25 protein-coding genes are annotated in these 26,110 nt (G+C 64.3%); 13 read left to right on the top strand and 12 right to left on the bottom strand.

The window, feature by feature from the left end:
- Positions 1-26 precede the first annotated feature (26 nt).
- From AC1RMY_RS16235 to AC1RMY_RS16215, 5 genes are all read left to right on the top strand, one after another.
- Positions 27-1,355 (top strand): NAD(P)H-dependent oxidoreductase, encoded by a 1,329-nt coding sequence (locus AC1RMY_RS16235; protein ID WP_492866196.1) that lies wholly within the window; start codon positions 27-29, stop codon positions 1,353-1,355.
- Positions 1,356-1,445: 90 nt separating this feature from the next.
- On the top strand, positions 1,446-2,600 hold the full coding sequence (gene rfbG, locus AC1RMY_RS16230) for a CDP-glucose 4,6-dehydratase (protein ID WP_492866194.1): 1,155 nt from the start codon (positions 1,446-1,448) through the stop codon (positions 2,598-2,600).
- A 126-nt stretch (positions 2,601-2,726) separates the two neighbouring features.
- Positions 2,727-4,094 (top strand): polysaccharide pyruvyl transferase family protein, encoded by a 1,368-nt coding sequence (locus tag AC1RMY_RS16225; RefSeq protein WP_492866192.1) that lies wholly within the window; start codon positions 2,727-2,729, stop codon positions 4,092-4,094.
- A gap of 1 nt (position 4,095) precedes the next feature.
- Positions 4,096-5,127, top strand: a complete 1,032-nt coding sequence (locus AC1RMY_RS16220) for a glycosyltransferase family 2 protein (protein WP_492866190.1) — start codon at positions 4,096-4,098, stop codon at positions 5,125-5,127.
- 594 nt (positions 5,128-5,721) lie between these two features.
- Complete coding sequence (locus tag AC1RMY_RS16215) at positions 5,722-6,504, top strand: LuxR C-terminal-related transcriptional regulator (protein ID WP_492866188.1); 783 nt, start codon at positions 5,722-5,724, stop codon at positions 6,502-6,504.
- A gap of 58 nt (positions 6,505-6,562) precedes the next feature.
- Here the strand turns inward: AC1RMY_RS16215 and AC1RMY_RS16210 are convergent, their stop codons facing one another.
- The 4 genes from AC1RMY_RS16210 to AC1RMY_RS16195 are packed head-to-tail and all read right to left on the bottom strand — an operon-like array spanning position 6,563 to position 9,055.
- Complete coding sequence (locus tag AC1RMY_RS16210) at positions 6,563-6,853, bottom strand: ATP-binding protein (RefSeq protein ID WP_492866186.1); 291 nt, start codon at positions 6,851-6,853, stop codon at positions 6,563-6,565.
- A gap of 37 nt (positions 6,854-6,890) precedes the next feature.
- Complete coding sequence (locus tag AC1RMY_RS16205) at positions 6,891-7,127, bottom strand: hypothetical protein (RefSeq protein ID WP_492866184.1); 237 nt, start codon at positions 7,125-7,127, stop codon at positions 6,891-6,893.
- 42 nt (positions 7,128-7,169) lie between these two features.
- On the bottom strand, positions 7,170-8,078 hold the full coding sequence (locus AC1RMY_RS16200; RefSeq protein ID WP_492866182.1) for a dihydrodipicolinate synthase family protein: 909 nt from the start codon (positions 8,076-8,078) through the stop codon (positions 7,170-7,172).
- Positions 8,079-8,107: 29 nt separating this feature from the next.
- A complete protein-coding gene (locus AC1RMY_RS16195) occupies positions 8,108-9,055 on the bottom strand; it encodes a dihydrodipicolinate synthase family protein (protein WP_492866180.1) in 948 nt (315 codons plus the stop codon).
- A gap of 145 nt (positions 9,056-9,200) precedes the next feature.
- Here AC1RMY_RS16195 and AC1RMY_RS16190 point away from each other — a divergent pair, with 145 nt between their 5' ends.
- The 7 genes from AC1RMY_RS16190 to AC1RMY_RS16160 all read left to right on the top strand — a co-directional run bounded on the left by AC1RMY_RS16190 (position 9,201) and on the right by AC1RMY_RS16160 (position 15,501).
- Positions 9,201-10,235: a LacI family DNA-binding transcriptional regulator gene (locus AC1RMY_RS16190; protein ID WP_492866178.1), complete on the top strand. Its 1,035-nt coding sequence runs from the start codon at positions 9,201-9,203 to the stop codon at positions 10,233-10,235.
- 3 nt (positions 10,236-10,238) lie between these two features.
- Positions 10,239-10,607: a tautomerase family protein gene (locus tag AC1RMY_RS16185; protein ID WP_492866176.1), complete on the top strand. Its 369-nt coding sequence runs from the start codon at positions 10,239-10,241 to the stop codon at positions 10,605-10,607.
- Between the two features lie 13 nt (positions 10,608-10,620).
- A complete protein-coding gene (locus AC1RMY_RS16180) occupies positions 10,621-11,763 on the top strand; it encodes an acyl-CoA dehydrogenase family protein (protein WP_492866174.1) in 1,143 nt (380 codons plus the stop codon).
- A complete protein-coding gene (locus tag AC1RMY_RS16175; RefSeq protein ID WP_492866172.1) occupies positions 11,760-13,346 on the top strand; it encodes an acyl CoA:acetate/3-ketoacid CoA transferase in 1,587 nt (528 codons plus the stop codon). Before AC1RMY_RS16180 ends, AC1RMY_RS16175 begins: the two co-directional genes overlap by 4 nt.
- 11 nt (positions 13,347-13,357) lie before the next feature.
- Positions 13,358-13,828 carry a MaoC family dehydratase gene (locus tag AC1RMY_RS16170; protein WP_492866170.1) on the top strand — a complete coding sequence of 157 codons (471 nt, stop codon included), beginning with the start codon at positions 13,358-13,360 and terminating at the stop codon, positions 13,826-13,828.
- 91 nt (positions 13,829-13,919) lie between these two features.
- The gene (locus tag AC1RMY_RS16165; protein WP_492866168.1) at positions 13,920-14,756 is read left to right on the top strand and encodes an ABC transporter substrate-binding protein; all 837 of its coding nucleotides are present in this window, start codon (positions 13,920-13,922) and stop codon (positions 14,754-14,756) included.
- Between the two features lie 19 nt (positions 14,757-14,775).
- On the top strand, positions 14,776-15,501 hold the full coding sequence (locus AC1RMY_RS16160) for an amino acid ABC transporter permease (RefSeq protein WP_492866166.1): 726 nt from the start codon (positions 14,776-14,778) through the stop codon (positions 15,499-15,501).
- Between the two features lie 274 nt (positions 15,502-15,775).
- On the opposite strand, the gene AC1RMY_RS16155 is transcribed toward AC1RMY_RS16160, so the two are convergent.
- From AC1RMY_RS16155 to AC1RMY_RS16125, 7 genes are all read right to left on the bottom strand, one after another.
- Positions 15,776-17,590 carry an ABC transporter ATP-binding protein gene (locus AC1RMY_RS16155; RefSeq protein ID WP_492866164.1) on the bottom strand — a complete coding sequence of 605 codons (1,815 nt, stop codon included), beginning with the start codon at positions 17,588-17,590 and terminating at the stop codon, positions 15,776-15,778.
- Positions 17,587-18,477 carry an ABC transporter permease gene (locus AC1RMY_RS16150; RefSeq protein WP_492866162.1) on the bottom strand — a complete coding sequence of 297 codons (891 nt, stop codon included), beginning with the start codon at positions 18,475-18,477 and terminating at the stop codon, positions 17,587-17,589. The genes AC1RMY_RS16155 and AC1RMY_RS16150 overlap by 4 nt, the downstream gene beginning before the upstream one ends.
- 13 nt (positions 18,478-18,490) lie before the next feature.
- Entirely contained in the window at positions 18,491-19,429 is a 939-nt protein-coding gene (locus AC1RMY_RS16145) for an ABC transporter permease (protein WP_492866160.1), read from the bottom strand.
- A gap of 77 nt (positions 19,430-19,506) precedes the next feature.
- Positions 19,507-21,060 carry an ABC transporter substrate-binding protein gene (locus tag AC1RMY_RS16140; protein WP_492866158.1) on the bottom strand — a complete coding sequence of 518 codons (1,554 nt, stop codon included), beginning with the start codon at positions 21,058-21,060 and terminating at the stop codon, positions 19,507-19,509.
- A 123-nt stretch (positions 21,061-21,183) separates the two neighbouring features.
- A complete protein-coding gene (locus AC1RMY_RS16135; RefSeq protein WP_492866156.1) occupies positions 21,184-21,327 on the bottom strand; it encodes a hypothetical protein in 144 nt (47 codons plus the stop codon).
- Positions 21,328-21,339: 12 nt separating this feature from the next.
- Complete coding sequence (locus AC1RMY_RS16130) at positions 21,340-22,497, bottom strand: NAD(P)/FAD-dependent oxidoreductase (protein ID WP_492866154.1); 1,158 nt, start codon at positions 22,495-22,497, stop codon at positions 21,340-21,342.
- Positions 22,498-22,507: 10 nt separating this feature from the next.
- Positions 22,508-22,936 (bottom strand): RidA family protein, encoded by a 429-nt coding sequence (locus AC1RMY_RS16125; RefSeq protein ID WP_492866152.1) that lies wholly within the window; start codon positions 22,934-22,936, stop codon positions 22,508-22,510.
- Positions 22,937-23,208: 272 nt separating this feature from the next.
- On the opposite strand from AC1RMY_RS16125, the gene AC1RMY_RS16120 reads away from it, so the two are divergent.
- Positions 23,209-24,735, top strand: a complete 1,527-nt coding sequence (locus AC1RMY_RS16120; protein ID WP_492866150.1) for an ABC transporter substrate-binding protein — start codon at positions 23,209-23,211, stop codon at positions 24,733-24,735.
- Between the two features lie 18 nt (positions 24,736-24,753).
- On the opposite strand, the gene AC1RMY_RS16115 is transcribed toward AC1RMY_RS16120, so the two are convergent.
- Complete coding sequence (locus AC1RMY_RS16115) at positions 24,754-26,079, bottom strand: NAD(P)/FAD-dependent oxidoreductase (protein WP_492866148.1); 1,326 nt, start codon at positions 26,077-26,079, stop codon at positions 24,754-24,756.
- Positions 26,080-26,110 lie beyond the last annotated feature (31 nt).

Genomic DNA, 26,110 nt, shown 5'->3' with positions numbered 1-26,110 from the left:
TCAGGCCTTATCGGAAGGGGGACGTCATGGCTGTCGATACCGTGTTGCGGGAGCGCGAAGCTGCAGGGCGCCCGATCCGCGTGGGAATGGTCGGAGCGGGCGCCACCGGCCGTGCGATCGCTCTCCAACTCGGGACGCCCGTGCCGGGAATGCGGCTCGTCGCCATCGCCAACCGAACCGTGGCTACGGCAGAACGCGCCTTTCGCGAAGCGAACATCCATGGCTGGTGCCACGTCTCGTCCGCCCGCGAGGCCGAGCAGGCCATCCTGCGCGGGACACCCGTTCTGACCGCTGATCCTGCCGTGCTGACAGCCTGCGAGGCCATCGACATCATCGTCGAGGTCACCGGGACGGTCGAGGCCGGTGCGGCGGTCGTTCTCGACGCGATCGCGCATCGCAAGCATGTGGTGATGGTCAATGCCGAACTCGACTCGCTGATCGGCCCTATCCTGAACGAGCGCGCTCGCCAGGCCGGCGTGGTCCTGACCAACACCGATGGCGACGAGCCCGGCGTTGCCATGACGCTGCTGCGCTATCTGCGGACACTGGGCCTCAAGCCCGTCGCCGCCGGCAACATCAAGGGCATGGTCGACTACTACCGCAACCCCGACACGCAGCGTGCCTTCGCCGAGAAGAACGATCAGGATGCCCGCAAGGTGACGTCCTTCGCCGACGCCACGAAGCTGTCGATGGAAACGACCGTGCTCGCCAATGCGACGGGTTTTCGTGCGGGGCGTCGCGGAATGTTCGGGCCGGCCTGCAAGGATGTCCGGGAGATCGCGCAGCGCCTGCCTGCGGAGGCGATGCTGGAAACCGGGCTGGTGGACTATGCATTGGGCGCGGCCCCCCATACCGGCGCCTTCGTCGTGATCCACGAAGAAGCGCCGTTGAAGCAGGCGCAACTCGCCTATTACAAGCTGGGCGACGGCCCGTTCTACGTCTTCTATACGCCGTTTCATCTGCCCCATCTGCAGATCGCCGCGACCATCGGACGTGCTGTCATCGATCACGATCCGACCGTTGCGCCGCTGGCGGGGCCGGTGTGCGAGGTCGTCACGGTGGCGAAGCGCGATCTCAAGGCGGGCGAGCGCCTCGACGGCATCGGCGGGTTCTGCGCCTACGGCCTGATCGAGAACGCCGTCGACGCGCGCTCTGCCGACGCGTTGCCGATCGGCCTTTCCGAGAACTGCGTTCTGCGGCGCGACGTGCAGAAGGACGATGTCGTCTCGTTCGACGACGTCACGCTGCCGGCCGGACGCCTGGCGGATGTGCTCTGGCGCGAACAGCAGCAGCGGTGGCCGATGCACGAAGCGGAGGCCGTGCGACGGCCGGTCCTCGCCGAGGCGGCCTCATGACATGACGAGCCGCTGCACGGACAGGTTCGTGCAGCGGAATGGACTCCAGAGATAGCCGGGTAATTTCATCGACGCGGGGCTAGGTCGGCCATGTTGAATCGCTCTTTCTGGCAAAACCGCAAGGTCTTCGTAACCGGCCACACCGGCTTCAAGGGCAGTTGGCTCGCGTTGTGGCTGGAGGCGCTGGGGGCCGACGTCACGGGCTATGCGCTTGACCCGCCGTCCCAGCCCAATCTGTTCGAGCAGGCGAGGGTCGGCGAATGTATCCGCTCGATCCGAGGTGACGTGCGCGATTTCGCGCATCTGAAGTCCGCGATCGCTGAATGCAATCCCGACGTCGTCATCCACATGGCTGCGCAGTCGGTGGTCCGCTACAGCTACGACGAGCCCGTCGAAACCTATGCGACGAACGTCATGGGAACGGTTCATCTGCTGGAGGCGGTACGCCAGCTCGGGCGGCCCTGCGTCGTGGTCAATGTCACGAGCGACAAGTGCTACGAGAACCAGGAGTGGGTCTGGGGCTATCGCGAGAACGATCCGATGGGGGGGCACGACCCGTATTCCAATTCCAAGGGATGCGCGGAACTGGTCACCAACGCCTATCGCGATTCCTACTTCTCGCCAGATGGGCTGTCCCGGCACGGCGTCGCGCTGGCGAGCGTGCGCGCGGGCAACGCCATCGGAGGTGGGGACTGGACGGCCAATCAGCTCATTCCGGATTTGGTCCGTGCTTTCCTGGGCCGGCGCCCCTGCCGCATCCGCAGTCCTTCGGCGATCAGGCCCTGGCAGTTCGTCCTGATGCCGCTCCACGGCTACCTGCTGCTGTGCGAAAGGCTTGCCGAGGACGGTGCTCGTTTCGCGTCGGGCTGGAATTTCGGACCGGCGGAGACCGATGCCAGGCCGGTGTCATGGATCGCCGACAAGCTCGTGGCGCTTTGGGGCGAGGGCGCGTCCTGGACGCGGGACGGGGCGGCGCATCCCGCCGAGGCGCAGTTGCTGCGCCTCGACACGTCCAAGGCGAGGACCGGCCTCGACTGGCATCCGGTCCTGCAACTCGACCAGAGCCTCGCCTGGATCGTCGAATGGTACCATGCGTTCCAGGCAGGGAAGGATCTCCAATCCCTCACGCGCCGGCAGATCGAGCGCTACGAATATCTCCTCCAGGATCATGCCGAGCGGAACGGGGCGGGAGCGCAGCCGAAAGCGGCCGCTCCGGCGCCTCTGATCCCAATGGCCGAAGGGTGACCGCGCAACGACGCGACAACACAGGGAACGCTCAGCCATGCCGAACAACGTCGTACCTGGAACTGGAGTGGCTGGTTTCGGTGCGGCTCACCGACGCCGGCAAGAGCGCATCCAGGGGGAGACCGAATGAACGCCGCGCTCCCCAAGCCCAACCGGATCGGGCTCATGTCGCATTGCGGCACGGGCAATCTGGGTGATGAAGCCTCGATCGCCGCAGCGCTCGACAACATTACGCGCAGATCGCCGGGCGCATCCGTCGTGGGGCTGACGATGGATCCGGAAGACACGTCGCGCCGGCACGGAATTCCCTGTGTCGCGATGCGCCAAAGCGTTTTCCCATTCAAGCAGGAGTGGGCGTACGCCTCGTCTCCTGCTGACGAGAGCACGCTGAGGGGCCGCCTGAAGGCAGCGATCAAGAAGACCGGCCCGCTGTTTCGCATGGCCAATGCGCTGAGGCACGCTCTGTTCGTTCGACCGGTCCAGATCTTTCGCGAAGCGATGTTTCTGCTGCGTTCGCTGCCTCTGGTGTACGAGCTCGACATGCTCGTCATATGCGGAGGAGGGCAGCTTATCGACTGGGGCGGGCCATGGGCGTTTCCCTACACGCTGTTCAAATGGATGCTCCTCGCCAAATGCGCTAACGTCAAATGCGTTGTCCTGAATAGTGGCGCAGGCCCGTTGGATGGCTCTCTCAGCCGTTGGTTCGTCAAGCAGACGCTCAACATGGCCGATGACGTGTCCCTGCGAGATCACGCGTCCGGCGAATTGCTCCGGGAGATCGGATACCGCGGCAAGATGAAGGTCGTTGCCGACAATGTATGGGGCCTTCGACTCCCGGAAGAACTGACGAAGAAGCCGGTCGAACCTGACGCAGGCCTCGTCATCGGCATTGCGCCGATGGCTTATGGTGATTCGTCCCGGCATTGGGTCGACGACGATCACGGCTATCGGCATCTGATCGACAACCTGGCTGAATTCTGTGGCCAGATGCTCGAGCGCGGATGCCGGATCAAGCTCTTCAGCAGCGATATCTGGTTCGATTCCCAAGCGATTGCCGATCTCGATGCAGCCATTCGGGACAAATTTCCTGCTTTGGCCTCAGATCGTGTCACGCAAGACATCGTCGAAAGTACAGACGATATCTTTGCAGCGCTCTCGCTGGTCGATTTCTACGTGACATGCCGTTTCCACGGCGTTGTATTCGCATCGTTGTTGAATGTCCCAAGCCTTGCATTGGCGCCGCATCCCAAGGTTTCTACCTTGATGGAGAGCTTGGGTTTATCGGATTACTGCGTCGACATTTCGCGTTGCAATGCAGATGACCTGACAGCGAGAGCCGATGACCTGATCGCCAATATGGAGGATGTCAAGGATCGTATCGAAAGACGCGTCGCACAATTTCAGTCGCAGGTCGGCCTGCAATTCGACGCGGTATTCATCGAGAACGATGAATTCGTTACCGAGGGCGCAACATACATTCAAGAGAGGCCTTGATATGAACGCGCAAAATCAACCATTAGTTAGCATCGTCACGCCCGTATACAATGGAGGTGAGTTCCTCAGGGAGTGCATCGAGAGCGTATTGTCGCAGACCTATCAGAATTGGGAATACATTATCGTCAATAATGCCAGTACGGATGGGACATTGGACATTGCTGAAGAGTATCGCCGGCGTGACCGCCGAATCCGCGTGTTCAGCAACGAGACGCTGCTTCCGATCATCGCGAGCCATAATCGAGCCTTCCGCCTTCTTTCGGAAGACAGCAAATACTGCAAAGTCGTTTCGGCCGATGACTGGATTTACCCGGAGTGCGTTGAAAAGCTCGTTGATCTTGCCGAGGAGAATCCTTCTGTCGGTATCGTCGGTTCTTATCAACTGAGCGGCGGCGGCGATATCTGGTATGTGCGGAATGTCGGGCTGCCATATTCGCAAACCGTTGTTTCAGGGCACGATATTTGCCGGGCTCACCTGCTTGGTGGGTTGAGGGTTCTGGGAAATCCGACCTCGGTTCTTTATCGGTCGGATCTGATACGGAATACGGACGGGTTCTTTCCGAATTCAACTCAGGAAGCCGATATCAGCGCATGCCTGAAGCATTTGCGCTATGCAGATTTTGGTTTCGTGCACCAAATCCTGGCGCATGAACGCATTCACTACGAGAGAGCGACCACCGCTTCGCTTGAAAACAATGCGTATGTGTCGGCGGAAATCAGCGATTGTCAGGAATACGGCGATTGGTATCTGACCAAGCAGGAGCGCGAAGCGCGCATCGATCAACTGCTGGATCAGTATTATGCCTACCTATCCGCCTGTGCATTCAAATTCAAGGACGGCAAGTTCTGGGATTATCATTCCGGGCGACTGCGCGAACTCGGATATCGGTTCGACGGGCGAAAATTTTCTATGGGAATTGCAAAAAAGACGATCGATCTTCTGTTGAATCCGAAGGAATCGGCCCGGATTCTAAGTAAGCGAATTCGCTTGCATTACATGTTCAGAGGCGCGCGTTCGCCATCGAAGGGCTGATATCGCTGACGCGCCCTTCGGCCGGAACGCATTTGAAGCTCCGTTTGTTCGATAAGTCGACCGACTGCTTGGCGATCGTGTTATGGCACAAGATGTTGCAAGTGCGAAATGCCGGCGTTTTGGTTAATGAGTTGCTAATTGACTTGCCGAGGGGACGAATTTTGGCTTATGCTGGCTCAGGTAGGTGCCGGCAGCTCGATTTGACGCCGATCCGAGCATTGAGCTGTCTCGGTCGGCAGCAATGATTGATTGAAGTTTTTGACTGAAATATGCATGAATTAATTGTCTTGCATTATTAGTGTTGCATTTTGACGCCTTACTAAATATCCAATTATGTAGATTGGTTTTGTATTTTATTCATTATGCCTATATAATGCATATCTTGAGATAATTTTTATTTTTCTATCCGATTTTGATTGTATTTTATGTTCATTTAGAACGCATGGCAAAGAAATGTATCAATAAAAATTAGCAAGTATTTCGCTCGAGAAATTTCTCGGGCTCACGATTATTTAGAAAAATTTCTAAACTGAATTTATTACACGTCAATATTTGAAAATCGATTTCCACGTTCCTGCTAGACGGGAGATTCCAATGAAGGAGAATAGGGCTTTCGGGGTCGTTATTATCGGTAAATACTCATTGATGAGAGAAGGAATTTATCGAGTACTGCAAGAGCAGAATTTTCGAGTCCTGGCGTCCGTTTCAGGCGTTGACCAACTGGGAGGCAGGCTTCGATCCCAGAAGAACTTATTTCTCATTGTCTACACCAACGACGAGTTTGATGTCGTCGTCGGCGAAATTGGGCATGTGAGGGATCAATATCCCGATGCACATATCGCAGTCGTCGCTGATCACTACGGGCCGAGCGAGCCGGCCTCCGCGTTCAAGGCTGGCGCGACCGGTTATCTCGTCAACGCCAATTCCTGTGATGCCTTCGTCAAGTCGATTGAATTGGTGATGCTGGGCGAAACGTTTTTCCCGCCAGCGTTCCAGTCTTTGGCGCCGGTTGCCAAAAGGTCACGCCGCTCCAAAGCCATACCCATCCCGAGCGAGGACGAAAAGGCGCTTCCGGCTGCCCCGCAGAGCGCAGCCACATCGCTGCTTTCGCCGCGGGAAACCGGAATCCTGTGCTGCCTGGTCGATGGGGATTCCAACAAAAGTATCGCACGAAAGATCGGAATCGCCGAAGCGACGGTAAAGGCTCACGTCAAAGCGATCTTGCGCAAGATACGCGTTCAGAATCGCACGCAGGCCGCAATCTGGGGGATGAATAACGCGTTGTTGCTGCGGCCGGCAAACAACAATTCTCGCGAGTTGTCTGCATCGACGAGCAAGCCGCTCGCGGAAACGGCCGTCAGTATCTATCCGTTGTGAAGTGCCCTGATGCCAGAATTCTGTGTTGTTGCGCCGGATTGTCATTGCGCCTGTTTGGCTAGGTGTTTAGTCCCGGGATGTCATGGCTTCGCTGACGAACGAAGAACTCCGGCTTTTCGACGATGTCGCTGTGATGGGTGAGTTGATCGAGGCGCGCGGTGGTTATCTTGTCGTCGCTGAAGATGGAGGGCCACTCGCCGGAGGCGGGATTCGTGGTGTCGATGACGGAACTCTGCTTGTAGAGCCGGCCGACCAGGTGGACGAGCAACTGTCCCCCGGACGGGGCGAAGGGGGGATGGCCGAGTTCGCCGAGAAGGACGAGGTCGCTGCGCGAGAGATGGCCGGCCATGCGGCCCGCCGGCCGGAGGGGCACCCACCCCATCAGTTCAGAACGTGATGCCAGCGTTTCCAAGGTATTCCGCGTACTTCCGAACGATCGAGATGCGCTGAGCGGAGGCGCGACCAAGCGCTTCAAGGCCTGCCTGAAGCTGCCCGGACGCCTCCCGGGCGATGTGTCGCGCCCGCTGCAGCCACCGGCGACGACGGACGAGTTGCGCGCGCTCGCGACCGTACTCGATACCGTCGGCGATCAGGCTGACGGAACGGCCCGGAGCGACCGTCACCTGATCGACGCACAATACGCCGGCGGGTCGCCAAGGGCCCTGTCAGCCCGCCCGTCGCTGTGCCTCACGGCGAAAGGCGAGGCCGAAGCGCGCGACGAGGTCGCGCGCGGCCGCATCCTGAGCCGCCGGCAAGGGCAGGCGCGGCGGGCGTGGCGCGCCGGCCGCAAAGCCCATATGGCTGAGCAGCGCCTTGGTGCCCGCGACATAGGCTTGGCCGCCGACGAACTCGATCAGCGGCAACTGCTCGAGATAGAGCGCGCGGGCCGCCCTGACGTCGTCCTCGTCGGCCACCAGTTCGAAGAGCCGTGCCATCGCCGCGGGCGCGACATTCGAAGCCACGGCGACCCACCCCTGCGCGCCCTCGACGAAGGATTCGAAGCCGAGGATTCCGCCGAACACGGTCATCCGCTCGCCACAGAGCCGGACGATGTCGCGCACGCGCGTCACCTCCAGGGTCGATTCCTTGATGTAGAGGCAGTTATCGACCTCGGCGATGCGGGCGACAAGCGCGGGCTTGAGATCGACATTGGCCGTGGCGGGGTTGTTGTAGACCATGATCGGCAGCGCGATCGCGTCTCCCACGGTCTTGTAGTGATGGACGAGTTCGTCGTCGGTCGGCGTCGAATAGAAGGGCGGGATGATCATCACGCCGTCAGCGCCCATTTTCTCAGCACGGCGGCTGAGCCGCACGACCTCACGGGTGTCCTCGGCGCCGGTCCCGATCAGGACCGGAACCCGCCCGGCCGCCTGTGCGATTACCGTCTGCGCCACCAGCACCTTCTCGTCGTCGTCGAGCGAGAGGAATTCTCCCGTCGAGCCGAGCGGGATCAACCCGTGGATGCCCTGCTCGATCTGCCAGTCGACGAAGGCACGCAAGGCCTCGACATCGACTTCGCCGGCGGGCGTGAAGGGCGTGATCATGACGGTGTAGGTGCCGCGAAAGGTTTTCATGGAGAGGCCTTCGATTTGACGAGTCTGGTTCAGGCGGCGGCTGCGCGGCCGGGCATGAGGCCGGCGCTGGCGAGCGCCTGGGCGATCACAGTGCGCTCCTCCGCCTCAATCGGCAGGAGCGGGGCGCGCGGATCGGGGTTAGGCAGCTTGCGGAGCAGGTGCAGCGCAGTCTTCATCCGGTTGTGGGCGTCGAGATGGGGTGCGCGGTAAAAGACGCGGCAGAGCGGCCGCAGGCGGGCATTGGCGATACGCGCCGCATCGAGATCGCCGCGTGTCATCGCCTCGAGGATCTCGGCGAGGATCGGCGAGGCGACGCTGCCGATGCCCGAGAGGATGCCGTCGCCGCCATAGGCCAGCGAGGCCATCAGCCAACTGTTGTTGGTCGTCAGCACCGTGACCGGGCGGTCGAGCCCGCGCAGCGCCGCCAGATTGTCCTCATAGGCCTGGGGCGTGTCGCTGCCTTCCTTGATCGCGATGATGCTTTGGTTCTCGCGGCAGAGGCGCAGCAGCACCTCATGCGAGAATCCGAGGCCCGACGCCAGCGAAAGCTGGAACAGCACGATCGGCAGCCCAGACGCTTGAGCGACCTCCGCCACGAAGTACGAGGCCATCTCCGGGCGGGCATTGGCGCCTTGGGCGAACAGGGCAGGCGGAAACAGCAGCAGCGCGTCGGCGCCCGCTTGTGCCGCGTCGCGGGCCAGCGCAACGGCGCCTCGCGTATCATCGGCGACGATGCCGGCGACGATTCCGGCCTTGCCGCCGGCCGCCGCCTTCGCTGCGCCGATGACATGATACCGTTCGGCGCGCGTCAGCGAGGCGGTTTCGCCGGCATGGCCGTTGACCACGACGGCGCGGACGCCATTCGTGCCGGCCAGTTCGGCGACATGGGCATGCAGGGCGGCGTCATCGATCGCGCCGGCCCTGTCGAATGGCGTCAAGGAAGCGGGCCAGATGCCCCCGATGCCTTTGAGGTCCATGCGGTGCGCTCCTCTCGCAGGGAAATTGGAAACGTTTGCGGACCATGATGCCGCAATAGGCACCATCAATCCATTATTTGAGCTTGCGAAGCGCATATTGTAGAAATAGCGTTTTGCAATCGTTTCCAATTTAGCGGCAGGGTTCATGAGCGTCACGCTCAAAGATGTGGCAGAAGCGGCACGCGTTTCGGTCAGTACCGCATCGCGGGCCCTGGGCGGTGGCGGGCTTGCGAGCGAGCGCACACAGCAGCGCCTGCTGCGCATTGCGGGGGAGCTCGGCTACCGGCCGAACACGATCGCGCGCGGCCTGAAAACCGGGCAGTCGCGTCTCGTCGGGCTGCTGATCCACAATCTCGCCAACGCCTCGTTCCAGGTGATGGCGGAGGTGGTGCAGGCGCGGCTGAAGGCGCTCGGCTACCAGATGCTGCTCTGCATCGCCGGTGACGATCCGCAGCAGGAGAGCGATATGCTGGGAACGCTCGCCGACCATCGCGTCGACGGGCTGATCGTGGTGCCGACCGGCTGCAATGGTGCCCGACTCGCCGCGCTGGAACGAGGCGATATCCCGATCGTCTGCGTGGTGCGCCGCGACGATGAGGCGGAACTGGAAACCGTGCTGGCGGATGATCCGCAAGGGGCCTATGCCGGCACGCGCTATCTGATCGGGCTCGGGCACCGGCGCATCGGCCTCGTCGTCGGCCGGCAGGACACGACCTCGGGCCGCGAGCGCCTGTCAGGCTACATCAGAGCGCTGCGCGAAGCCGATATCGCCGTGGACGAAGCCCTGATTCATGCCGGGCGCTATGAGCCGGAGACCGGGGCGATCGCCTGTCGCAAGTTGCTCGATCTCGCCGCGCCGCCGACCGCCTTGTTCGTCGCAAACCATGAATCGGCGCTGGGCGTGCTGCGTGTGACGGCCGAGCGCCGCCTCTCGATTCCCGACGACCTGTCGCTGCTGTGCTACGAGGATGCGCCCTGGTTCGAATGGCACCGTCCCGCGATCAGCGTCGTCGACAATGGCGCGCGCGACCTCGCCAACCTCGCGGTCGACCGGCTGCTGCATCGCATCGAGACCCGGAATGGCCATGGCGGGGAGGGCGGGCGCGAATACCGCGTCGGCGCCCGGCTGGTGAAGCGCGATTCCTGCCGCCCGTTCGACCCTCACGCCAGCGAGGCCTGACCGATGCCCTATGTCGAAGTCCTCGCCCCGCCCGTATCGCCCGCCGGCAAGGCCGCGCTGGCGAAATCGGTCACCGACGGCCTGATCTCGGCCTTCGGCGTCGGGCCTGAGACGATCACGCTCTTCTTCCTGCCGGTCGCCCCCGGTGACTATGCCCATGCCGGCGAGATGGGTTCGGCGCAGACCAGCCAGCGCATCCTGCTCAAGGTCCACGCCTTCCGACGCAGTGAAGCGCAACGCCGCACGGCGGCCGAGGCGCTGACGCAGGGTGTCTGCGCCGCCTATGGCGTGCCGGGCGCCGATGTCGCCGTCTACTTCCTCGACCGCGAGAAGGACGAGGTCGCCCACGATTCCAGGCTCGCCAGCGACTGAAGGACGCCTAGCGATGGACCGCTTCTACACGGACGACCAGAAGGCCCTGCGCGAGACGGCGCGTCGCTTCGCGGAAGCCGAGATTCTGCCGCGGGCAGCCACGATCGACCGCGACGACAGCTTCGATCGCACGCTCTACAAGGGCATGGCCGATCTCGGTCTGTTCGGCATCTGCCTGCGCGAGGGTGCGGGCGGGGCGGGTCTGGACTCCGTCGCGGCCTGCATCGCCATGGAGGAGCTGGCGCGCTGTTCCGGCGCGGTCGCGAACGCCTTCGCGATCCCGGTCGAGGCGGTGCTGTTCTTCGACCAACATGGCACGGACGCGCACAAGGCGCTGATCCCGCAGATCCTCAGCGGCGAGATCATCCCGGCCACCGCCGTCACCGAGCCCGACCACGGCTCCGATGTCGCTGGCATCAAGACGACCGCCACCCGCGACGGCAATGGCTGGCTGCTCAACGGCACCAAGGCCTGGGTGACGCTGGGCGGGATCGCCGACCGCATCATGGTCTTCGCCCGCACTGGCTCCGAGGCTGGGCACAAGGCGATCTCCTGCCTGCTCGTCGACGGCATGCTGCCGGGCATCGCGCGCGGCAAGAACGAGGAGCTTCTGGGCATGCACGGCCTGGAAGACTGCCAGATCGCCTTCTCCGATGTGCGCCTGCCGGCCGACAGCCTGATGGGGCCGGAGAACCAGGCCTTCAAGATGGCGATGAGCAACTTCAACTTCAGCCGGCTGATGATGGCCTCGATGGCGCTCGGCATGGCGCAGGCCGCCTTCGAGGACGCCACGGCCTATGCCAAGGCTCGCCGACAGTTCGGCCAGGCGATCATCGGCTTCCAGGCGGTGCAGTTCATGCTCGCCGATATGGCGACCGACATTGCTGCGGCACGCCTGCTGATCCACCACGCCGCCCGGCTGCACGATGCCGGTCAACCGATCGCCAAGGAGGCGGCGCAGGCCAAGCTCTTCACCACCGACATGGCGATGAAGCACGTCTCGAACGCGCTCCAGATTCACGGCGGCAACGGCTACTCTCGCGAATACCGCATCGAGCGGCTGTTCCGCGACGTCCGTCTCGCCCAGATCTACGAGGGCACCAACCAGATCCAGCGCCTCATCATCGCCCGCCAGGTCGAGAAGGAGGCCGCATGACGCTGAGCATCATCACGGCCGAACAGGCGGCGGGGCTGGTGCGCGACGCCGACACGCTGATCGTCGGCGGCAATGGCGGCACCGGGGCGGCGGAGGCGATCCTCGCAGCACTCGAGGCGCGCTTCCTCGGGGGCGCCGGGCCGCATCGGCTGACGCTGATCAACATCACCGGCGTCGGCGCGGTGACGGAGAAGGGGCTCTGCCATCTCGCGCATGAGGGCATGATCGCGCGCGTCATCGGCGGCAATTTCGGGCTGCAGGTGCCGTTCATGCGCTTGGTGCGCGACGAACTGATCGACGCCTACAACTTCCCTCAGGGGGTGATGAGCCAGCTCTGCCGCGCCATGGCGGCGAAGCACCCCGGCGTCCTGACTCATGTCGGCCTCAAGACGTACATGGACCCGCGCCAGGACGGCGGGCGCATGAATGCGCGCACGACCCTGCCGCTCGTCGACCTGATCGAACTGCACGGGCAGGAGTGGCTGCTCTACCGGCCGCCCGGCCCGCCGGACATCGCCTTCATCCGCGGCACCTCGGCGGATGAAGACGGCTACATCAGCATGGAGCACGAGGGCACCACGCGCGAGGACCTGTCGATCGCGCAGGCCGTGCACAATGCCGGCGGCACGGTGATCTGCCAGGTCAAGCGCATCGTGAAGCGCGGCACGCTGCATCCGCAGATGGTCAAGATTCCAGGCTTCCTCGTCGATCACGTCGTGATCGAACCCGAGCAGATGCAAACCTACGGCACGGTTCACGATCCCGCCCGCTGCGGCGAGACGCGTGTGCCGGTCGCCATGATCGCACCCGATCCACTGACCGAGCGGCGCGTCATCGCCCGCCGCGCCGCCTTCGAGCTGCACCCGCGCGACGTGGTCAATCTCGGCGTCGGCATCTCGGCGATGATCCCGAACGTCGCGGCCGAAGAAGGCATCGAGGACCTGATCACGCTGACGGTGGAATCGGGCGTCGTCGGCGGCGTGCCGGGCCATGCGCGCGAGTTCGGCACGGCCATCAATCCGCGCGCGATCCTCGATCAGGCCTATCAGTTCGACTTCTACGACGGCGGCGGGCTGACTTGCGCCTTCCTCTCCTTCGCGGAGGTGGACGAGGCCGGCAACGTCAACGTCACCCGCTTCGGCGAGCGCCGCGACGGCTCCGGCGGCTTCATCGACATCACCCAGAACGCCAAGCGGCTGATCTTCAACGGCACCATGACCGGCGGAAAGCTCGACATCGGCGTCGAGAACGGCCGCCTTTCGATCCGCCGCGACGGCGCCTTCCGCAAATTCGTGCCGCAGGTCGGGCAGATCAGCTTCAGCGCGGCGCTCGCCGCCGAGCGCGGGCAGCAGGTCTCCTACGTCACCGAGCGGGCAGTGTTCCAGCTCGAACAGGGCGCGGTGACGCTGACCGAGATCGCCCCCGGCGTCCGGCTCGAGGAGGACGTGCTGGCGCATATGGGCTTCCGGCCCCGCATCAGCCCGGATCTTCGCGAAATGGACGCTCGCATTTTCCGGCCCGGCCCGATGGGGATTGGCCGCAGCTTCGTCGAACTGCCTGCTCGCACGCGCAAGGTCGCCTGAGGGAGGATGCGATGAGCGGCACCGCAGCGATCAATCTCCGCTACGAGGACATCGAGCTCGGCGCCCAGTTCGAGAGTGAGGGGCATAGCGTCACGGCCGCCGACATCGCCGCCTTCGCCGACGTTACGCGCGACCATCATCCGTTGCATCTGGACGAGGGCTATGCCCTCTCGCGCGGCTTCCCGGCCGTGATCGCGCATGGGCTCTACGGCCTGTCGCTGATGGAGGGTCTGAAGTCGGAGCTGAAGCTCTACGAGGCAACCTCTGTCGCCTCGCTCGGCTGGGACGCGGTCCGCTTCAAAGCGCCGGTCGTCGCCGGCGACAGCCTGCGCGTGCGCTTCCGCTTCGTCGAGAAGCGCCCGACGCGTAATCCCGATCGCGGCATCGTCGTCGAGGAGCTCGACCTGATCAACCAGCGCGACGAGGTCGTGACGGAAGCCCGTCACGTCTCGCTGATCCTGACGCGGCAAGCGGATGGCTGATCCGCCGACGCAGGCCAACGATAACGGAACGAAGAAGCGACCGAGGAAACGCCTGCCCCGCCATTCATCCTTCTGCACGGGAGACCACGCGATGCGCCTTTTCAAGACCTTCTACGCCCTGGCCGTGCTGATCGGCCTCACGGGGGCGGCTCACGCCCAGACCTGCACGTCGAAAGTTCCGGCCTCCAGCCTGATCGAGGCCGGCAAATGGCAGATGTCGATCAACCCGACCTTGCCGCCGCAGCAATTCGTCGACGAGAAGGGCGAACTGCAGGGCCTGAACGTCGAACTCGCCAAGGAGATCGCCAAGCGCATCTGCCTGGAGCCGGTCTTCATCCGGATGGACTTCCCGCCGATGATCCCGGGCCTGCGCGCCAGCCGCTTCGATACGATCAACACCGGCCTGTTCTGGACCGAGGAGCGCTCGAAGATCCTGTTCCTGGTGCCTTACGCCCAGCAGGCGCTCAGCATCTACACCGACCCCAAATCAAGCCTGAAGCTCGAGAAATTCGAGGATCTCGCCGGGCGCGTCGTCGGCGTCGAGACGGCGACCTATCAGGAGCGCAAGTCGCGCGAGTTCAATGCCGAGATGGTGGCCAAGGGCCTGAAGCCGATCGATTTCCGGACCTTCTCGACCGTCACCGAGACCTCGGCCGCGCTCCGCGCCGGCCAGCTCGAGGCTGCGATCAACATCAACGAGACCGCCAACGCCCTCGTGCAACGTGGCATCGCCAAGATCTGGCTGAAGGACGTCGCCGGCACCGACATCACCTTTGCCTTCCGCGACAAGAAGGTGGCGCAGGCGGTGGCTGAGGCGCTCACTGCGATCCGCACGGAGGGCGCCTACGACAAGCTGTTCGAGAAGTTCGGCATGACCAAGCTTGCCGCCACGAGCTTCGCCATCCGCGGCGACGGCCCCACCAACTGAACCGGGGAGGGGCGGGAAGATGTTCGACGTCCACGCTTTCCTGTCCTACCTCACCAACGCCTATCTGCTCGAAGGCGTTCTGGTGACGATCGGCCTGACCGTCACTACCATGATCGTCGGGCTGATCCTCGGCCTCGTGATCGCGCTGGCGCGCATGTCGCCGCGCCGCATCTTCTCGGCGCCGGCGGCATTCTATGTCTGGGTCTTCCGGGGCACGCCACTGCTGGTGCAACTCGTCATCATCTACACGGCGCTGCCGCAGGTCGGCATCCGTTTCGGTGTCCTGATGTCGGCCCTGCTCTCGCTCAGCCTCAATGAGGCGGCTTATCTGTCGGAAACGATCCGCGGCGGCTTCAACGGGATCGCCAAGGGGCAAAGGGAGGCGGCCAAGGCGCTCGGCCTGTCGCGTTGGCACATATTGCGCCTCGTCCTGCTGCCGCAGGTGCTGCGCCTGATCATTCCGCCGCTGGGCAACTCGCTGAACGGGCTGCTCAAGGCGACGTCGCTGGCCTCGATCATCTCGATGGAGGAACTGATGCGGCGCAGCCAGATGCTGATGCAGCAGAAGTTCGAGGTGTTGGAACTCTATCTGGTCGCCGCAGTCTATTATCTCGCGCTGACGACGCTGTGGAACCTCGTGCAGGTCAGGCTGGAGGCCCACTACGGACGCGGCTATGGCGAGACGAGCCAGGCCAGCTCGGCCTCGAAGTCTGTCAGGCCCGCCGTCGCTGGTGAGGCCCTCTGATTTCCAGATCCAGCTGTTCGATCCTGGCATATGTATGACGGTGCAATCTCGGCGCAGGAATCGAGGGGTGCGCTATGGGCCAGATTCTACCAACTCGAGCAGCATCCCGAAAAGCTCAAGCTCCATCCGATCCTTCATATGCCGAGACTGAACACCTAAACACCAACCTCGATGCCGGTCATTCGACCTGATGGTGGCAACAAGGCCGTCTCATCGTGCGTTCTGGGTCCATCATCTTCGATCCATCGCACAACAATTGCCGTTGCGGCGCGCTTTACCTGGCCTGTCTGACGAAATGGCCGGGTGCGACCTCGATCAGCGCCTGCGCTGGGGCCTGCCAGTCGAGCGCGCGAATCGGGCTCGGAATCTCGTCAACCGCCAGTTCGCGGCGCAGGCCGCGCCGCGCCGGGTCGGGCACCGGTACGGCCGAGAGCAGCTTGCGCGTGTAGGGATGCTTGGGATTGGCGAAGACGGCTTCGCGCGGGCCGAGTTCGACGATCTCGCCGAGATACATCACCGCGACGCGATGGCTGACACGCTCGACCACGGCCATATCGTGGGAGATGAAGAGATAGGCCAGCCCGAGTTCGGCCTGCAGGTCCAGCATCAGGTTCAACACCTGCGCCTTGACCGAGACGTCGAGCGCCGAGACCGCCTCGTCGGCGACCACGAGTTTTGGCGAAAGCGCCAGAGCGCGGGCGATCGCGAGCCGCTGACGCTGGCCGCCGGAGAACTCGTGCGGGAAGCGCACGCCCATCTCGGGGGAGAGACCGACCTTGCGCAGCAGCTCGGCGACGCGCTCCTTGGCTTCCGCTCCCTTGGCGATGCCATGGACGAGGATCGGCTCGGCAATGGCGGCACCGACGCTCTTGCGCGGGTTCAGGCTGGCGAAGGGGTCCTGGAAGATCATCTGCATGCTGCGACGGACATCGAGCAGGTCGCCCTTGCCGAGACTGGTGACTTCGCGGCCCTCGAACCGCACCGTGCCGGACGAGGGCTCGACCAGCCGCAGGATCGAACGCCCGGTCGTCGACTTGCCGCAGCCGGACTCGCCGACCAGCGCCAGCGTCTCGCCGCGCTGGAGCGTGAAGGAGACGTTCTCGACCGCATGCACCCGGCCGCGCAGCCGTCCAAGGATGCCGCCGCGAATGCCGAAACGCGTCGTCAGCCCTGAGACCTCCAGCAGCGGCGCTTCATCCGCCTTGACCGTATCGGCGGCCTCGGTCGGCACGCCCTGCACCTGGCCATTGGCGGCGTCGATCGCCGGGAAGCGCAGCGGCCGGCCGTGGCCCTCCATGTCGCCGAGTTTTGGCACAGCGGCGAGCAATGCCTTGGTGTAGCCATAGACCGGACGGTTGAAGACCTGCTCCGAGGGCGCGTCCTCGAGCTTGCGGCCCTTCCACATCACCACGACGCGGTCGGCGATCTCGGCGACGACGCCCATGTCATGGGTGATGAAGAGGACGGACATGCCTTCCTCGTCCTGCAGCGTCTTGATCAGCTCGAGGATCTGGGCCTGGATCGTCACGTCGAGCGCGGTCGTCGGCTCGTCGGCGATCAGGAGCTTCGGCTTGCAGGCGAGTGCGGTCGCGATCATCACGCGCTGGCGCATGCCGCCGGAGAGCTGGTGCGGATAATTGCCGAAACGCGCCCTCGCCGAGGGAATGCGGACCTTCTCCAGCATGCGCAGGGCCTCGGCCTCGGCTGCGGCCTTGTCGAGCCCCTGATGATAGCGTAGCGCCTCGCAGATCTGGTAGCCGACGGTGAGCACAGGATTGAGGCTCGTCATCGGTTCCTGGAAGATCATCGCGACATCGTTGCCGCGGACCTTGCGCATCTCCTCCTCGGAGAGGGCCAGCAGGTCGCGGCCTTCGAGTGCGATGCGGCCGTCGATCCGGCCATTGGTGGCCGAGACCAGCCGCATGATCGAGAGCGCGGTGACGCTCTTGCCCGAGCCGGATTCGCCGACGATCGCGACCGTCTCTCCCGGCGCGACGTCGAAGCTGAGGTTTTCCACGGCCCAGCGCCATTGGCCACCGACGCGGAAAGCCGTCTGCAGGTTCTGGACGGAGAGGACGGGGGCGCTCATCGCTCGCCCTTCAGCTTGGGGTCGATGGCGTCGCGCAGGCCGTCGCCGAGGATGTTGAGCGCGAAGACGATGATCAGGATGGCGAGGCTCGGCGTCAGGACCAGCCAGTAGCTGTCGAGAATGTTCTCGAAGCCCTCGCGGATCATGCCGCCCCAGGTCGCGATCGGTGGTTTCACGCCGAGCCCGATGAAGGCGAGCGAAGCCTCGGTGCGGATCGCGGCGGCGAGCCAGAGCGAAGCCATGACCAGGATTTCGGGGAAGATATTGGGCAGGATGTGCCCGGCCATGATCCTGGCGTCCGAGAAGGCGAGCGCCCGACCGGCCTCGATAAAGTCCCGTTCCTTGACGGAGATGGTCGGCGCACGGGCGATGCGGGCGAAGGAGGGGATGGAGGTCAGCGCGATCGCGATGGTGATGTTCTCCATCGAGGGACCGAGCATCGCGACCAGGATCAGCCCGAGGATGAGCGAGGGGAAGGCGAGCAGGATGTCCATCGCCTGCATGACCACCACGTCGAAGCGCCCGCCATACCAGCCGGCGAGGATGCCGATCAGCGAGCCGAGCACCATGGCGATGATGGTCGAGGCGACACCGATGACGAGCGAGATCCGCGCGCCGTAGAGCAGGCGCGAGAGGATGTCGCGGCCGAAATAATCGGTGCCGAGATAGTAATTCTCATGCGGTGGCTGCAGCCGCGACAGGATGTTCTGCTCGAGCGGGTCGTGCGGCGCTATGACCGGCGCCAGGACAGCTGCCAAAATGACGAGCACGACGATGACAAGCCCGACCCAGGAGGTCTTGTTGGCGTTGAAGGCGCTGATCGTCGCCTTCAGCCAGCGCAACCGCGGGGGCGGAGCCTGGCCGGCATCATGGACCGAGGTGCTCATGACAGCTTCACTCTCATGACAGCTTCACTCTTGGGTCGGCGAGGGCATAGGTGAGGTCGGTTGCGATGTTCACCAGCACGACGATCAGCGTGTAGATCACCATCATGCCCTGAAGCATGGTGTAGTCGCGCTGGTTCAGCGCGCCGACGATGAGCTTGCCGAGACCCGGCCGGTTGAAGACGATCTCGGTCAGGACCGAATTGCCGATCAGGATGCCGAGGTAGAGCCCGACGATGGTGATGACCGGGATCAGCGCGTTGCGCATCGCATGCCGCCAGACGACGACGCGCCAGGGCACACCCTTGGCGCGGGCGCTGCGGACATAGTCCTCCTGCATCACCTCCAGCATGGCCGAGCGGGCGACGCGGGTGATGTAGGCCGCCATGATCAGCCCGAGGTTGAGAGCGGGCAGCGCCATCGCCTGGAACCAGGCCGAGAGTGAGCCGCTGCCGGCGCTGATCACAGGGAACCAGCGCAGCATGATCGCGAAGATGATCAGCAGGATGATCGCCGAGACGAAAGGCGGGAAGGACAGGCCCAGCAGCGAGGCGATGCGCGTCACGTAGTCCGGCATGCGGTTGCGGTTGACCGCGGCCCAGACGCCGAGCGGCACGCCGATGACGATGCCGATCAGCATCGACACGATCGTGAGCTCGATCGTCCAGGGCAGCACCGCGAGGATTTCCTGAATCACTGGTCGGCCGGTGACCAGCGAGACGCCCCAGTCGCCCCGGATCGCACCCGAGAGGAAGGTCCAGTACTGTTCGGCCACCGGTGCGTCGAGCCCCAGCCGCGTCCGCATCGCCGCGATCGCGGCGGCGTCGGCTTGGTCGCCGAGGATGACCTGCGCGGGGTCGCCCGGCACGATCCGCACGACGACGAAGACGAGGGAGAGCACAGCCAGCAGCGTGACGACCGCAAAGCCGAGCCGTTTGACGAGGAAGGCGCCCATGGTGCCCTTGAGTTTGAGAAGGGAGCTCCCGGCCCTCCGCGCGGAGAGGGCCGGCGTATGTCAGCGGGACGGCGCGCTCACTTCGTGAAGCGCGTCGTCTCCAGCACCGGGGGGCCGAGATTCAGCGAGGCCTTCAGCTCGTAGCCGAGGTCGAGGCTGTCCTTGTAGGCCCAGAGCTGCATCATCTCGTTCACGGGAATCGCGCAGACCTGCGCAATGATCTTCTGCTGCGCCGTCTTCCAGAGCTCGATCTGTTTGGCCTTGTCGGTTTCCGAGCGGGCCTGGTCGATTTCGGCATCGGCGGCGTTGCAATGCGAGAAGTTGGTGACCGCGGTCGGAGTCTTCACGATCGAGCGCGAGTGGAAGAACTGCGTCAGATAGACATCCGCGACGGGGAAGCGCGCCGCCTGGAAATGCACCACCTGCGACAGGTCCTGCCGGATCTGCTGGTGGAACGTCGCATGCTCCACCGGCTGGATCTCCAGCGTGATGCCCGCCCGCTTCAGCAGCGCCTGCGTCGCTTCGGTGAAGCTCAGCATCGAGGGCAGGGTCGTGTTGATTGTCTTGATCGTCACGCCGTTGGGAAAGCCGGCTTCCGCCAAGAGCGCCTTGGCCTTGGCGAGATCGAAGGGCAGGAGAGGCGCCTTCTCGTCCGTGCCGAGATAGCCCGACGGCACCACTGAGACGGCCGGGCGCGAGATGTTCTTGCCGCGGAACTGCCAGATCGCGTTGCGGTCGATCGCATGCGCGATCGCCTGTCGGACCTTGAGATTGTCGAGCGGCGGCTGGCTCATGTTGAGATGCAGCACCGACATCTCGGCCGGCCCCATGGCCACGACCTTGACACCGGGCAAGGCGTTCATGCGGTCGACCCAGGCCTGCTCCTGCCGACCGAGCATCATGTCGAGCTCGCCCGACTGGAAGGCGAGGTCGCGCGAGGAATCGGACGGGATGAAGCGGTAGAGGATCTCCGTCAGCTTCGGCTTGCCGCGGAAGTAGTTCGGGTTCGCGACGAGCCTGGCATATTGCTGCGGCACGTATTCGGAGAACATGAACGGGCCGGTGCCGACAGGCTTCTTGGCGAAGCCATCCTTGCCCAGCTCCTCGGCGGCCTTCTTACAGACCATGTTGCCGCCGTGATAGTTCATCACGATGCCGAGCAGGCTAGGGATCGCCTGTTTCAGCGTGATCTTGACGGTGTACTTGTCCGGCGCCTCGACCTTGTCGAAGGCGGTGTAGTCCGAGGAAAAGGCCGAGCTCTCCTTGGTCGCGGCGCGGTTGAGCGAATAGACGGCGTCCTCCGAGGTGAACTCGCCATAGCCGTGATGGCACTGCGCGCCCTGGCGCAGCTTGAAGGTCCATTCCTTGCCGTCGGGCGAGGAGGCCCAGCTCTCGGCGAGATCGGGCTCGATGAATTCAGGCGAGAGCTCGCCCGGCTTGATCCGCACGAGTCCGTTGAACATCCAGTTCAGCAGCGCCTTGCCAGGCGTGCCGGAATTCAGATGCGGATCGAGCACGCCCGCATCCGAACTTTGCATGCCGACGGTCAGCACTGTCTTTTGCGCGAGCGCGGGCGTCGCCAGCAGCGCGCCGGCCAGCATGGCTGCGAGGATTGATCCGGTTCGTTTCATTGCTGTTCCCCTGCGTTTTTCTTGGGTGCCGACGATCCCGGCTTTGCGCCGGTGACGTTTGGGCAGGGCGGCGACCTGTCCGGATCGCGAATTCCACCCCGTCCGTTTTCTCTGGATCTGTGCCTAAAGCGTATCCTCCAACCTGCAATTGACCAGCAATTCCGCGACCGGGGCATTGTTGGGCAGCGCGAGGAGCGTGGCAACCGCGCGGCCGATGCCGCGATTGGCGCCCGAGATCAGGATCACGCATCCCATTGGGGCAGGCATCTGCGATATCCTCTAGCCGTGCAGCGTCAGTGCGACGTCCGTCGCGGGCTCGCCTGCGAAACGGTCCAGCCTGAACGGGGTGAGATCGAAGCGCGGCTGCTTTGACAGCGCAAGATCGGCGAGGATTTCACCGGTAACCGGACCGATGCCGAAGCCATGGCCCGAGAAGCCGGCCGCGACGATCAGGCCCTCGAGGCCGGTATGGGCATCGATCGCCGGCAGCGCATCCGGCGTGAGGTCGATCAGCCCGCCCCACAGGCGCGCGATCCCGGCATCGGCGGCAGCCGGCAGCACCAGCGTCACCCGCTCGATCAAGGCGGCGATGTCCGACGCGCGCGGAGCCAGCGCGTCCAGTGTCCAGGAAGCAGCTTCATGGGGCCAGTCGCCGATGCCGGTGGTGACGCGCAGGCGGCCATCGACCTCCTGCCGGCCCGCGGCGTCGGCATTGGCGACGCCGAAGACCTGCTCGAACAGCGGCGGCAGCGGCACGCTCTGCATGACGCAGACGAGCTTGACCCGCAGCGGCAGATCGAGCCCCAGCGGCCGCAGCAGTTCCGGCGCATGGATGCCTGTCGCCAGGATGACCCGCCCGGCGGAAACGATCTCGCCGTCTGATGTCTCGATGCCGGTGACCGTGTCGCCGGTTCGCGTCAGCGCCCGCACACCCGTGCCGTTGCGAATGGTCGCGCCATAGCGCGTGGCAGCAGCGGCGAAGGCCCGCACCGTCGGGATAGGGTCGGCATGGCCGTCGCCCGGGCAGAACGAGGCGGCGAGGATCGACGGGCCGATGGCCGGCGCGATCGCCCTGATCGCCGCATTGTCCGGCAGATAGTCGATAGGGAGGCCGAGCTCTCGCTGCCGGACAACCAGCTGGCGGATGATCTCAACCTCGATTTCCGTCCGGGCGAGGCGCAGATTGCCGCGCCGGCGATAGCCGGTCGCCGCACCGAGTTCATCGTCGAGCCCGCCCCAGCGTTCAACCGCGGCCTTCGCCAGTGGCAGTTCCGCCGGGTCGCGCCCGGATTGCCTGACGCCGCCCAAGGTCCAGCCGGACGCCATCGCCGCCAGGCTGCGGGCCTCGAACAATGTCACCGAATGCCCGGCGCGCGCGATCTCGTAGGCTGCGGCCGCGCCGCTGATCCCGCCTCCGACGATGACGACGTCCGGCATGTCGACAGGCTCAGGACAGGTCGACGCTGATACGCTTTTCGGCCTCGTCCGGCCTGCGCCGGCGATAGGCCGTCACCTCGAACTCGACCTTGAGCTCGGGCTGGCCGAGCGGCGTGCAGGTCGTGGTGTTGGCGGGGTCGATGCCCCGGAACTTGCGTCCGACGACCTCGCCGACCGCCGCCATATCGGCGATGTCCGGCACGAAGACCCTGATCGCGACGACGTCCTTCAGCGAGGCGTCGACGGCGGCGAGCGAGCCCTCGATGTTGCGGAAAGCCTGCTCGGCCTGGCCCCTGGCGTCGCTGGCGATGGCGCGGGTCTTGTAGTTTCGCCCGGCTGTGTTGGAGACGAAGATCATGTCTCCGGCGACCACCAGCCGCGAGTAGCTGTTCAGATCCTCGAACTTGCTCCCGGATTTGACTTTGACGATCTCGCTCACGGGGCATCTCCTTCAGGCATGGTCGGCGGAGCACGGCAGTTTTTCGCTGCGCGTCGGCGATCGGCTTGCACACTCGCGTCAGCAAGATTGGTATATACCATTCAAGCCGATCAATGCTGTCAAGGATGCCGGCGGAAGGACGTGTAGAAATCGCAGAAGACCCATCACGCCCCTCGAGACCAAGAAGACGCGGCCCCTCTCAGATGAAGACGCGATTGACGTTTGGTATACACCAATCCATGCTGCCTCAGGCCGATAAAAGGGGATCTCCGATGACGATGATTTCGCGCCGTGCCCTTGTCGCTGCCGGAGCCAGCTTTCCCCTGGTTACGGCCTCCGCCTTCTCCCAGACACCCGGGAGAAAGGTCCTACGCTTCGGCCTGTCGAGTTTTCCGCCGAGTCTGCAGCCATGGGTCCATACCGGCACCGCCGCACTCACCGTGAAGCTCCTGATCTTCCGTGGCCTGACCGGCTTCGACGAAAAGGGCGAGGTTCGGCCCGAGCTTGCGGAATCCTGGGCGCAGGACGGCGAGACGGCCTGGGTCTTCAAGCTGCGGCAGGCGAGCTTCCACAACGGCAAGCCGGTGACGGCCGACGACGTGAAATGGACGCTGGAGCAGATCGCCGCGCCGAACTCCACCGCCTTCCTGAAAGCCGAATTCGGCGGCATCGAAAAAATCGAGACGCCTGACGCCCGCACGATCCGTATCGTCATGAAGCAGCCGACCGTGACCCTGCCGATCTGGCTCGCCAGCCCGCACGCGCCGATCATCGCCAAGGACTCGATCGAGGGGCGCGGCCTCGGCATCGGCGCCGGCCCCTTCACCGTCAAGGACCAGGAGCGGGGCGTCTCGATCGAGGTCGCGGCCTTCGACAAATACTACAAGCCCGGCCTGCCCAGGCTCGCCGGCATCAAGCTCACGGCCTATGCCGATGAGAACCTGCGTGTCGCCGCGCTCCAGGCCGGCGATATCGATCTGATCGAATACGTGCCCTGGCAGCATATGGCTGCGATCGAGAGGGATCCGCGCCTCAAGCTCGACGCCGCCAACGGCCCATTCATGGGGCTGAACTTCAACGGCACCAGCGGGCCGTTCAAGGATCCGCGCCTGCGCCAGGCGGTTGGTTTCGCCATTCGGCGCGAGGACATCGTCCAGGCTGCCTTCTTCGGGCGCGGCACGCCGCTCCAGGGCATCCCGATCCCCGATACCAGCCCCTATTACGATGCCGGGCGCGCCAAATTCTGGAGCTTTGATCCCGACAGGGCCAGGAAGCTGATGGCGGAAGCCGGCGTGGCGAAGGGCTTTTCCTGCACGCTGCTCTCGACCGCGCAATACGGCATGCACAAATCGACCGCCGAGGTGGTGCAGGCCCATCTCGGCGAGATCGGCATCGACGTGAAGCTCAACCTGCCGGACTGGGCCTCGCGCGTCGATCTCGGCGGCAAGGGGCGCTACGAATTCTGTGTCCAGGGCACGACGGCCGACAACAACGATCCGGACGGGCTCGCACCGCTGCTCGACGGCGAGTTGCCGCCGAACATCTCGCGCAGTTTTGGTCTGCCGACGCCGGAACTCCACACGCTCTTCGCCAAGGGGCGCGCCGAATTCGACATCGCCAAGCGCAAGGCCATCTATGCCGAGCTCGAGAAGCTTGCTCTGGAGCAGGCGACGCTCGTCGGCCTCGCCTGGCGCTCCCAGGGCTATGGCATGGTCAAGGGCGTGACGGGCTTCAAGGCTCTACCGGGCGGCACGAATTTCTTCTCGGCCTATTCGCTGGAAGAAACCTCGCTGGGTTGACCTGTCGGGGGAGGGCGGTCATTCCGCGCGCGTCGTGCGCTCCAGCCGGGCGAAGCGCTCGAGCCGGAAGGGCCTGGCGTCGATCATCGGCGTTGCTCCCCTTACGAGGTCGGCAATCAGCCTGCCGGCGCCGGGGCCGATGCCGAAGCCGTGGCCCGAGAAGCCGCTGGCGATGAAGAAGCCCGGCAGGCGCGGCACCTCGCCGATCACGGGCACCGCGTCGGGCATCGCATCGACGAAGCCGCCCCAGGCCTGCGCGATCTTCAGGCCGGCGAAAGCCGGAAAGGCCCTGATCAGATTGGCTTGCCCTTCGTTCAGGATCTTACTGACTGGCGCCGGATCGAGCACGCGCATGCGCTCGAAAGGCGTCACCTCGTCGAGTGCCCAGCGCCGCGGCGTCCGCGCCTCCTCAAGGAAGCGCGCCCCGAGACGCAACCTGAGCTCGTGCCGTTGCTTCACCAGCGATGGCAGGAAATCACCGAACAGGCGGAACGAGTCCGGCACGATCTCGGCTGTGCTCGCGCCGCGATGGGCGATGGTGTAGCCGCCGTCCTGACGCTTGCGGAAAGCGAAGTCCGAGCCACCGACGGCATAGGGCGGCGGGCCGTCGAGCGGTTCGGTGCGCAGGACCGAGCCGAGCACCTTGAGCTGCGGAAAGTCGATGCCGAGATTGCCGAGGAACAGCCGCGACCACGCGCCGCCTGCCAGCACGACCTGTGAGCAGGCGATCGTGCCGCGCTCCGTTACCACGGCACTGACCCGGCCGGCCTTGGTCTCGATGCCGCGCACCGCGCAGCGCGTCAGCACCGTGCCGCCGTGCCGGCGCAGCGCGCGCGCCATCGCCGGCACAGCCTTTTGCGGCTCTGCCCGCGCATCGCTCGGCGTGAACAGGGCACCCGCGAAGGCGCGCTTGCAGCCGGGCAGCACGCTCTCGATCTCGCGCGAGCTCAGCAGCCGGGAGTCGAGTTGGTATTGGCTGGCATGGTCGAGCCAGGCTTCGTGCTGGGCGAGTGCGGCGGGTGTGTCCGCGACATAGACGATGCCGGAGCGGGTGAAGCCGGTATCGCCCCCGACCAGCTTGTCCATCTCGGACCAGAGCCGCATGCTTTCCAGCCCGAGCGGAATTTCGCTTGGATCGCGCCCCATGATCCGGACCCAGCCCCAGTTCCGGCCCGACTGCTCGTGGCCAACCTCGCCCTTCTCGCACACCGTGACCGAAATTCCGTCCTTCGCCAGGAAGAGCGCGGTCATGATGCCGATGATGCCGCCGCCGATGACGACGACGTCGCTCCGCTTCGGGAGGCTTGCGTCGGGGTCGATCGTCTCGATGGTGATGCCCATCACACGCGCTCCCGGGCCGGAGACGAGAGCCCGG

Source organism: Allobosea sp. GW822-FHT03F07 (assembly GCF_058801345.1).
Note: the sequence above shows the minus strand (reverse complement) of the source record. Positions and strands in the feature narration are given on the sequence as shown.

Bases quoted from the DNA above. Each gene is read 5' to 3' on its own strand.
- AC1RMY_RS16235 (WP_492866196.1), top strand. From the start codon at position 27: ATGGCTGTCGATACCGTGTTGCGGGAGCGCGAAGCTGCAGGGCGCCCG.
- rfbG (WP_492866194.1), top strand. From the start codon at position 1,446: ATGTTGAATCGCTCTTTCTGGCAAAACCGCAAGGTCTTCGTAACCGGC.
- AC1RMY_RS16225 (WP_492866192.1), top strand. From the start codon at position 2,727: ATGAACGCCGCGCTCCCCAAGCCCAACCGGATCGGGCTCATGTCGCAT.
- AC1RMY_RS16220 (WP_492866190.1), top strand. From the start codon at position 4,096: ATGAACGCGCAAAATCAACCATTAGTTAGCATCGTCACGCCCGTATAC.
- AC1RMY_RS16215 (WP_492866188.1), top strand. From the start codon at position 5,722: ATGAAGGAGAATAGGGCTTTCGGGGTCGTTATTATCGGTAAATACTCA.
- AC1RMY_RS16210 (WP_492866186.1), bottom strand. From the start codon at position 6,853: ATGGCCGGCCATCTCTCGCGCAGCGACCTCGTCCTTCTCGGCGAACTC.
- AC1RMY_RS16200 (WP_492866182.1), bottom strand. From the start codon at position 8,078: ATGAAAACCTTTCGCGGCACCTACACCGTCATGATCACGCCCTTCACG.
- AC1RMY_RS16195 (WP_492866180.1), bottom strand. From the start codon at position 9,055: ATGGACCTCAAAGGCATCGGGGGCATCTGGCCCGCTTCCTTGACGCCA.
- AC1RMY_RS16190 (WP_492866178.1), top strand. From the start codon at position 9,201: ATGAGCGTCACGCTCAAAGATGTGGCAGAAGCGGCACGCGTTTCGGTC.
- AC1RMY_RS16185 (WP_492866176.1), top strand. From the start codon at position 10,239: ATGCCCTATGTCGAAGTCCTCGCCCCGCCCGTATCGCCCGCCGGCAAG.
- AC1RMY_RS16180 (WP_492866174.1), top strand. From the start codon at position 10,621: ATGGACCGCTTCTACACGGACGACCAGAAGGCCCTGCGCGAGACGGCG.
- AC1RMY_RS16175 (WP_492866172.1), top strand. From the start codon at position 11,760: ATGACGCTGAGCATCATCACGGCCGAACAGGCGGCGGGGCTGGTGCGC.
- AC1RMY_RS16170 (WP_492866170.1), top strand. From the start codon at position 13,358: ATGAGCGGCACCGCAGCGATCAATCTCCGCTACGAGGACATCGAGCTC.
- AC1RMY_RS16165 (WP_492866168.1), top strand. From the start codon at position 13,920: ATGCGCCTTTTCAAGACCTTCTACGCCCTGGCCGTGCTGATCGGCCTC.
- AC1RMY_RS16160 (WP_492866166.1), top strand. From the start codon at position 14,776: ATGTTCGACGTCCACGCTTTCCTGTCCTACCTCACCAACGCCTATCTG.
- AC1RMY_RS16155 (WP_492866164.1), bottom strand. From the start codon at position 17,590: ATGAGCGCCCCCGTCCTCTCCGTCCAGAACCTGCAGACGGCTTTCCGC.
- AC1RMY_RS16150 (WP_492866162.1), bottom strand. From the start codon at position 18,477: ATGAGCACCTCGGTCCATGATGCCGGCCAGGCTCCGCCCCCGCGGTTG.
- AC1RMY_RS16145 (WP_492866160.1), bottom strand. From the start codon at position 19,429: ATGGGCGCCTTCCTCGTCAAACGGCTCGGCTTTGCGGTCGTCACGCTG.
- AC1RMY_RS16140 (WP_492866158.1), bottom strand. From the start codon at position 21,060: ATGAAACGAACCGGATCAATCCTCGCAGCCATGCTGGCCGGCGCGCTG.
- AC1RMY_RS16135 (WP_492866156.1), bottom strand. From the start codon at position 21,327: ATGCCTGCCCCAATGGGATGCGTGATCCTGATCTCGGGCGCCAATCGC.
- AC1RMY_RS16130 (WP_492866154.1), bottom strand. From the start codon at position 22,497: ATGCCGGACGTCGTCATCGTCGGAGGCGGGATCAGCGGCGCGGCCGCA.
- AC1RMY_RS16120 (WP_492866150.1), top strand. From the start codon at position 23,209: ATGACGATGATTTCGCGCCGTGCCCTTGTCGCTGCCGGAGCCAGCTTT.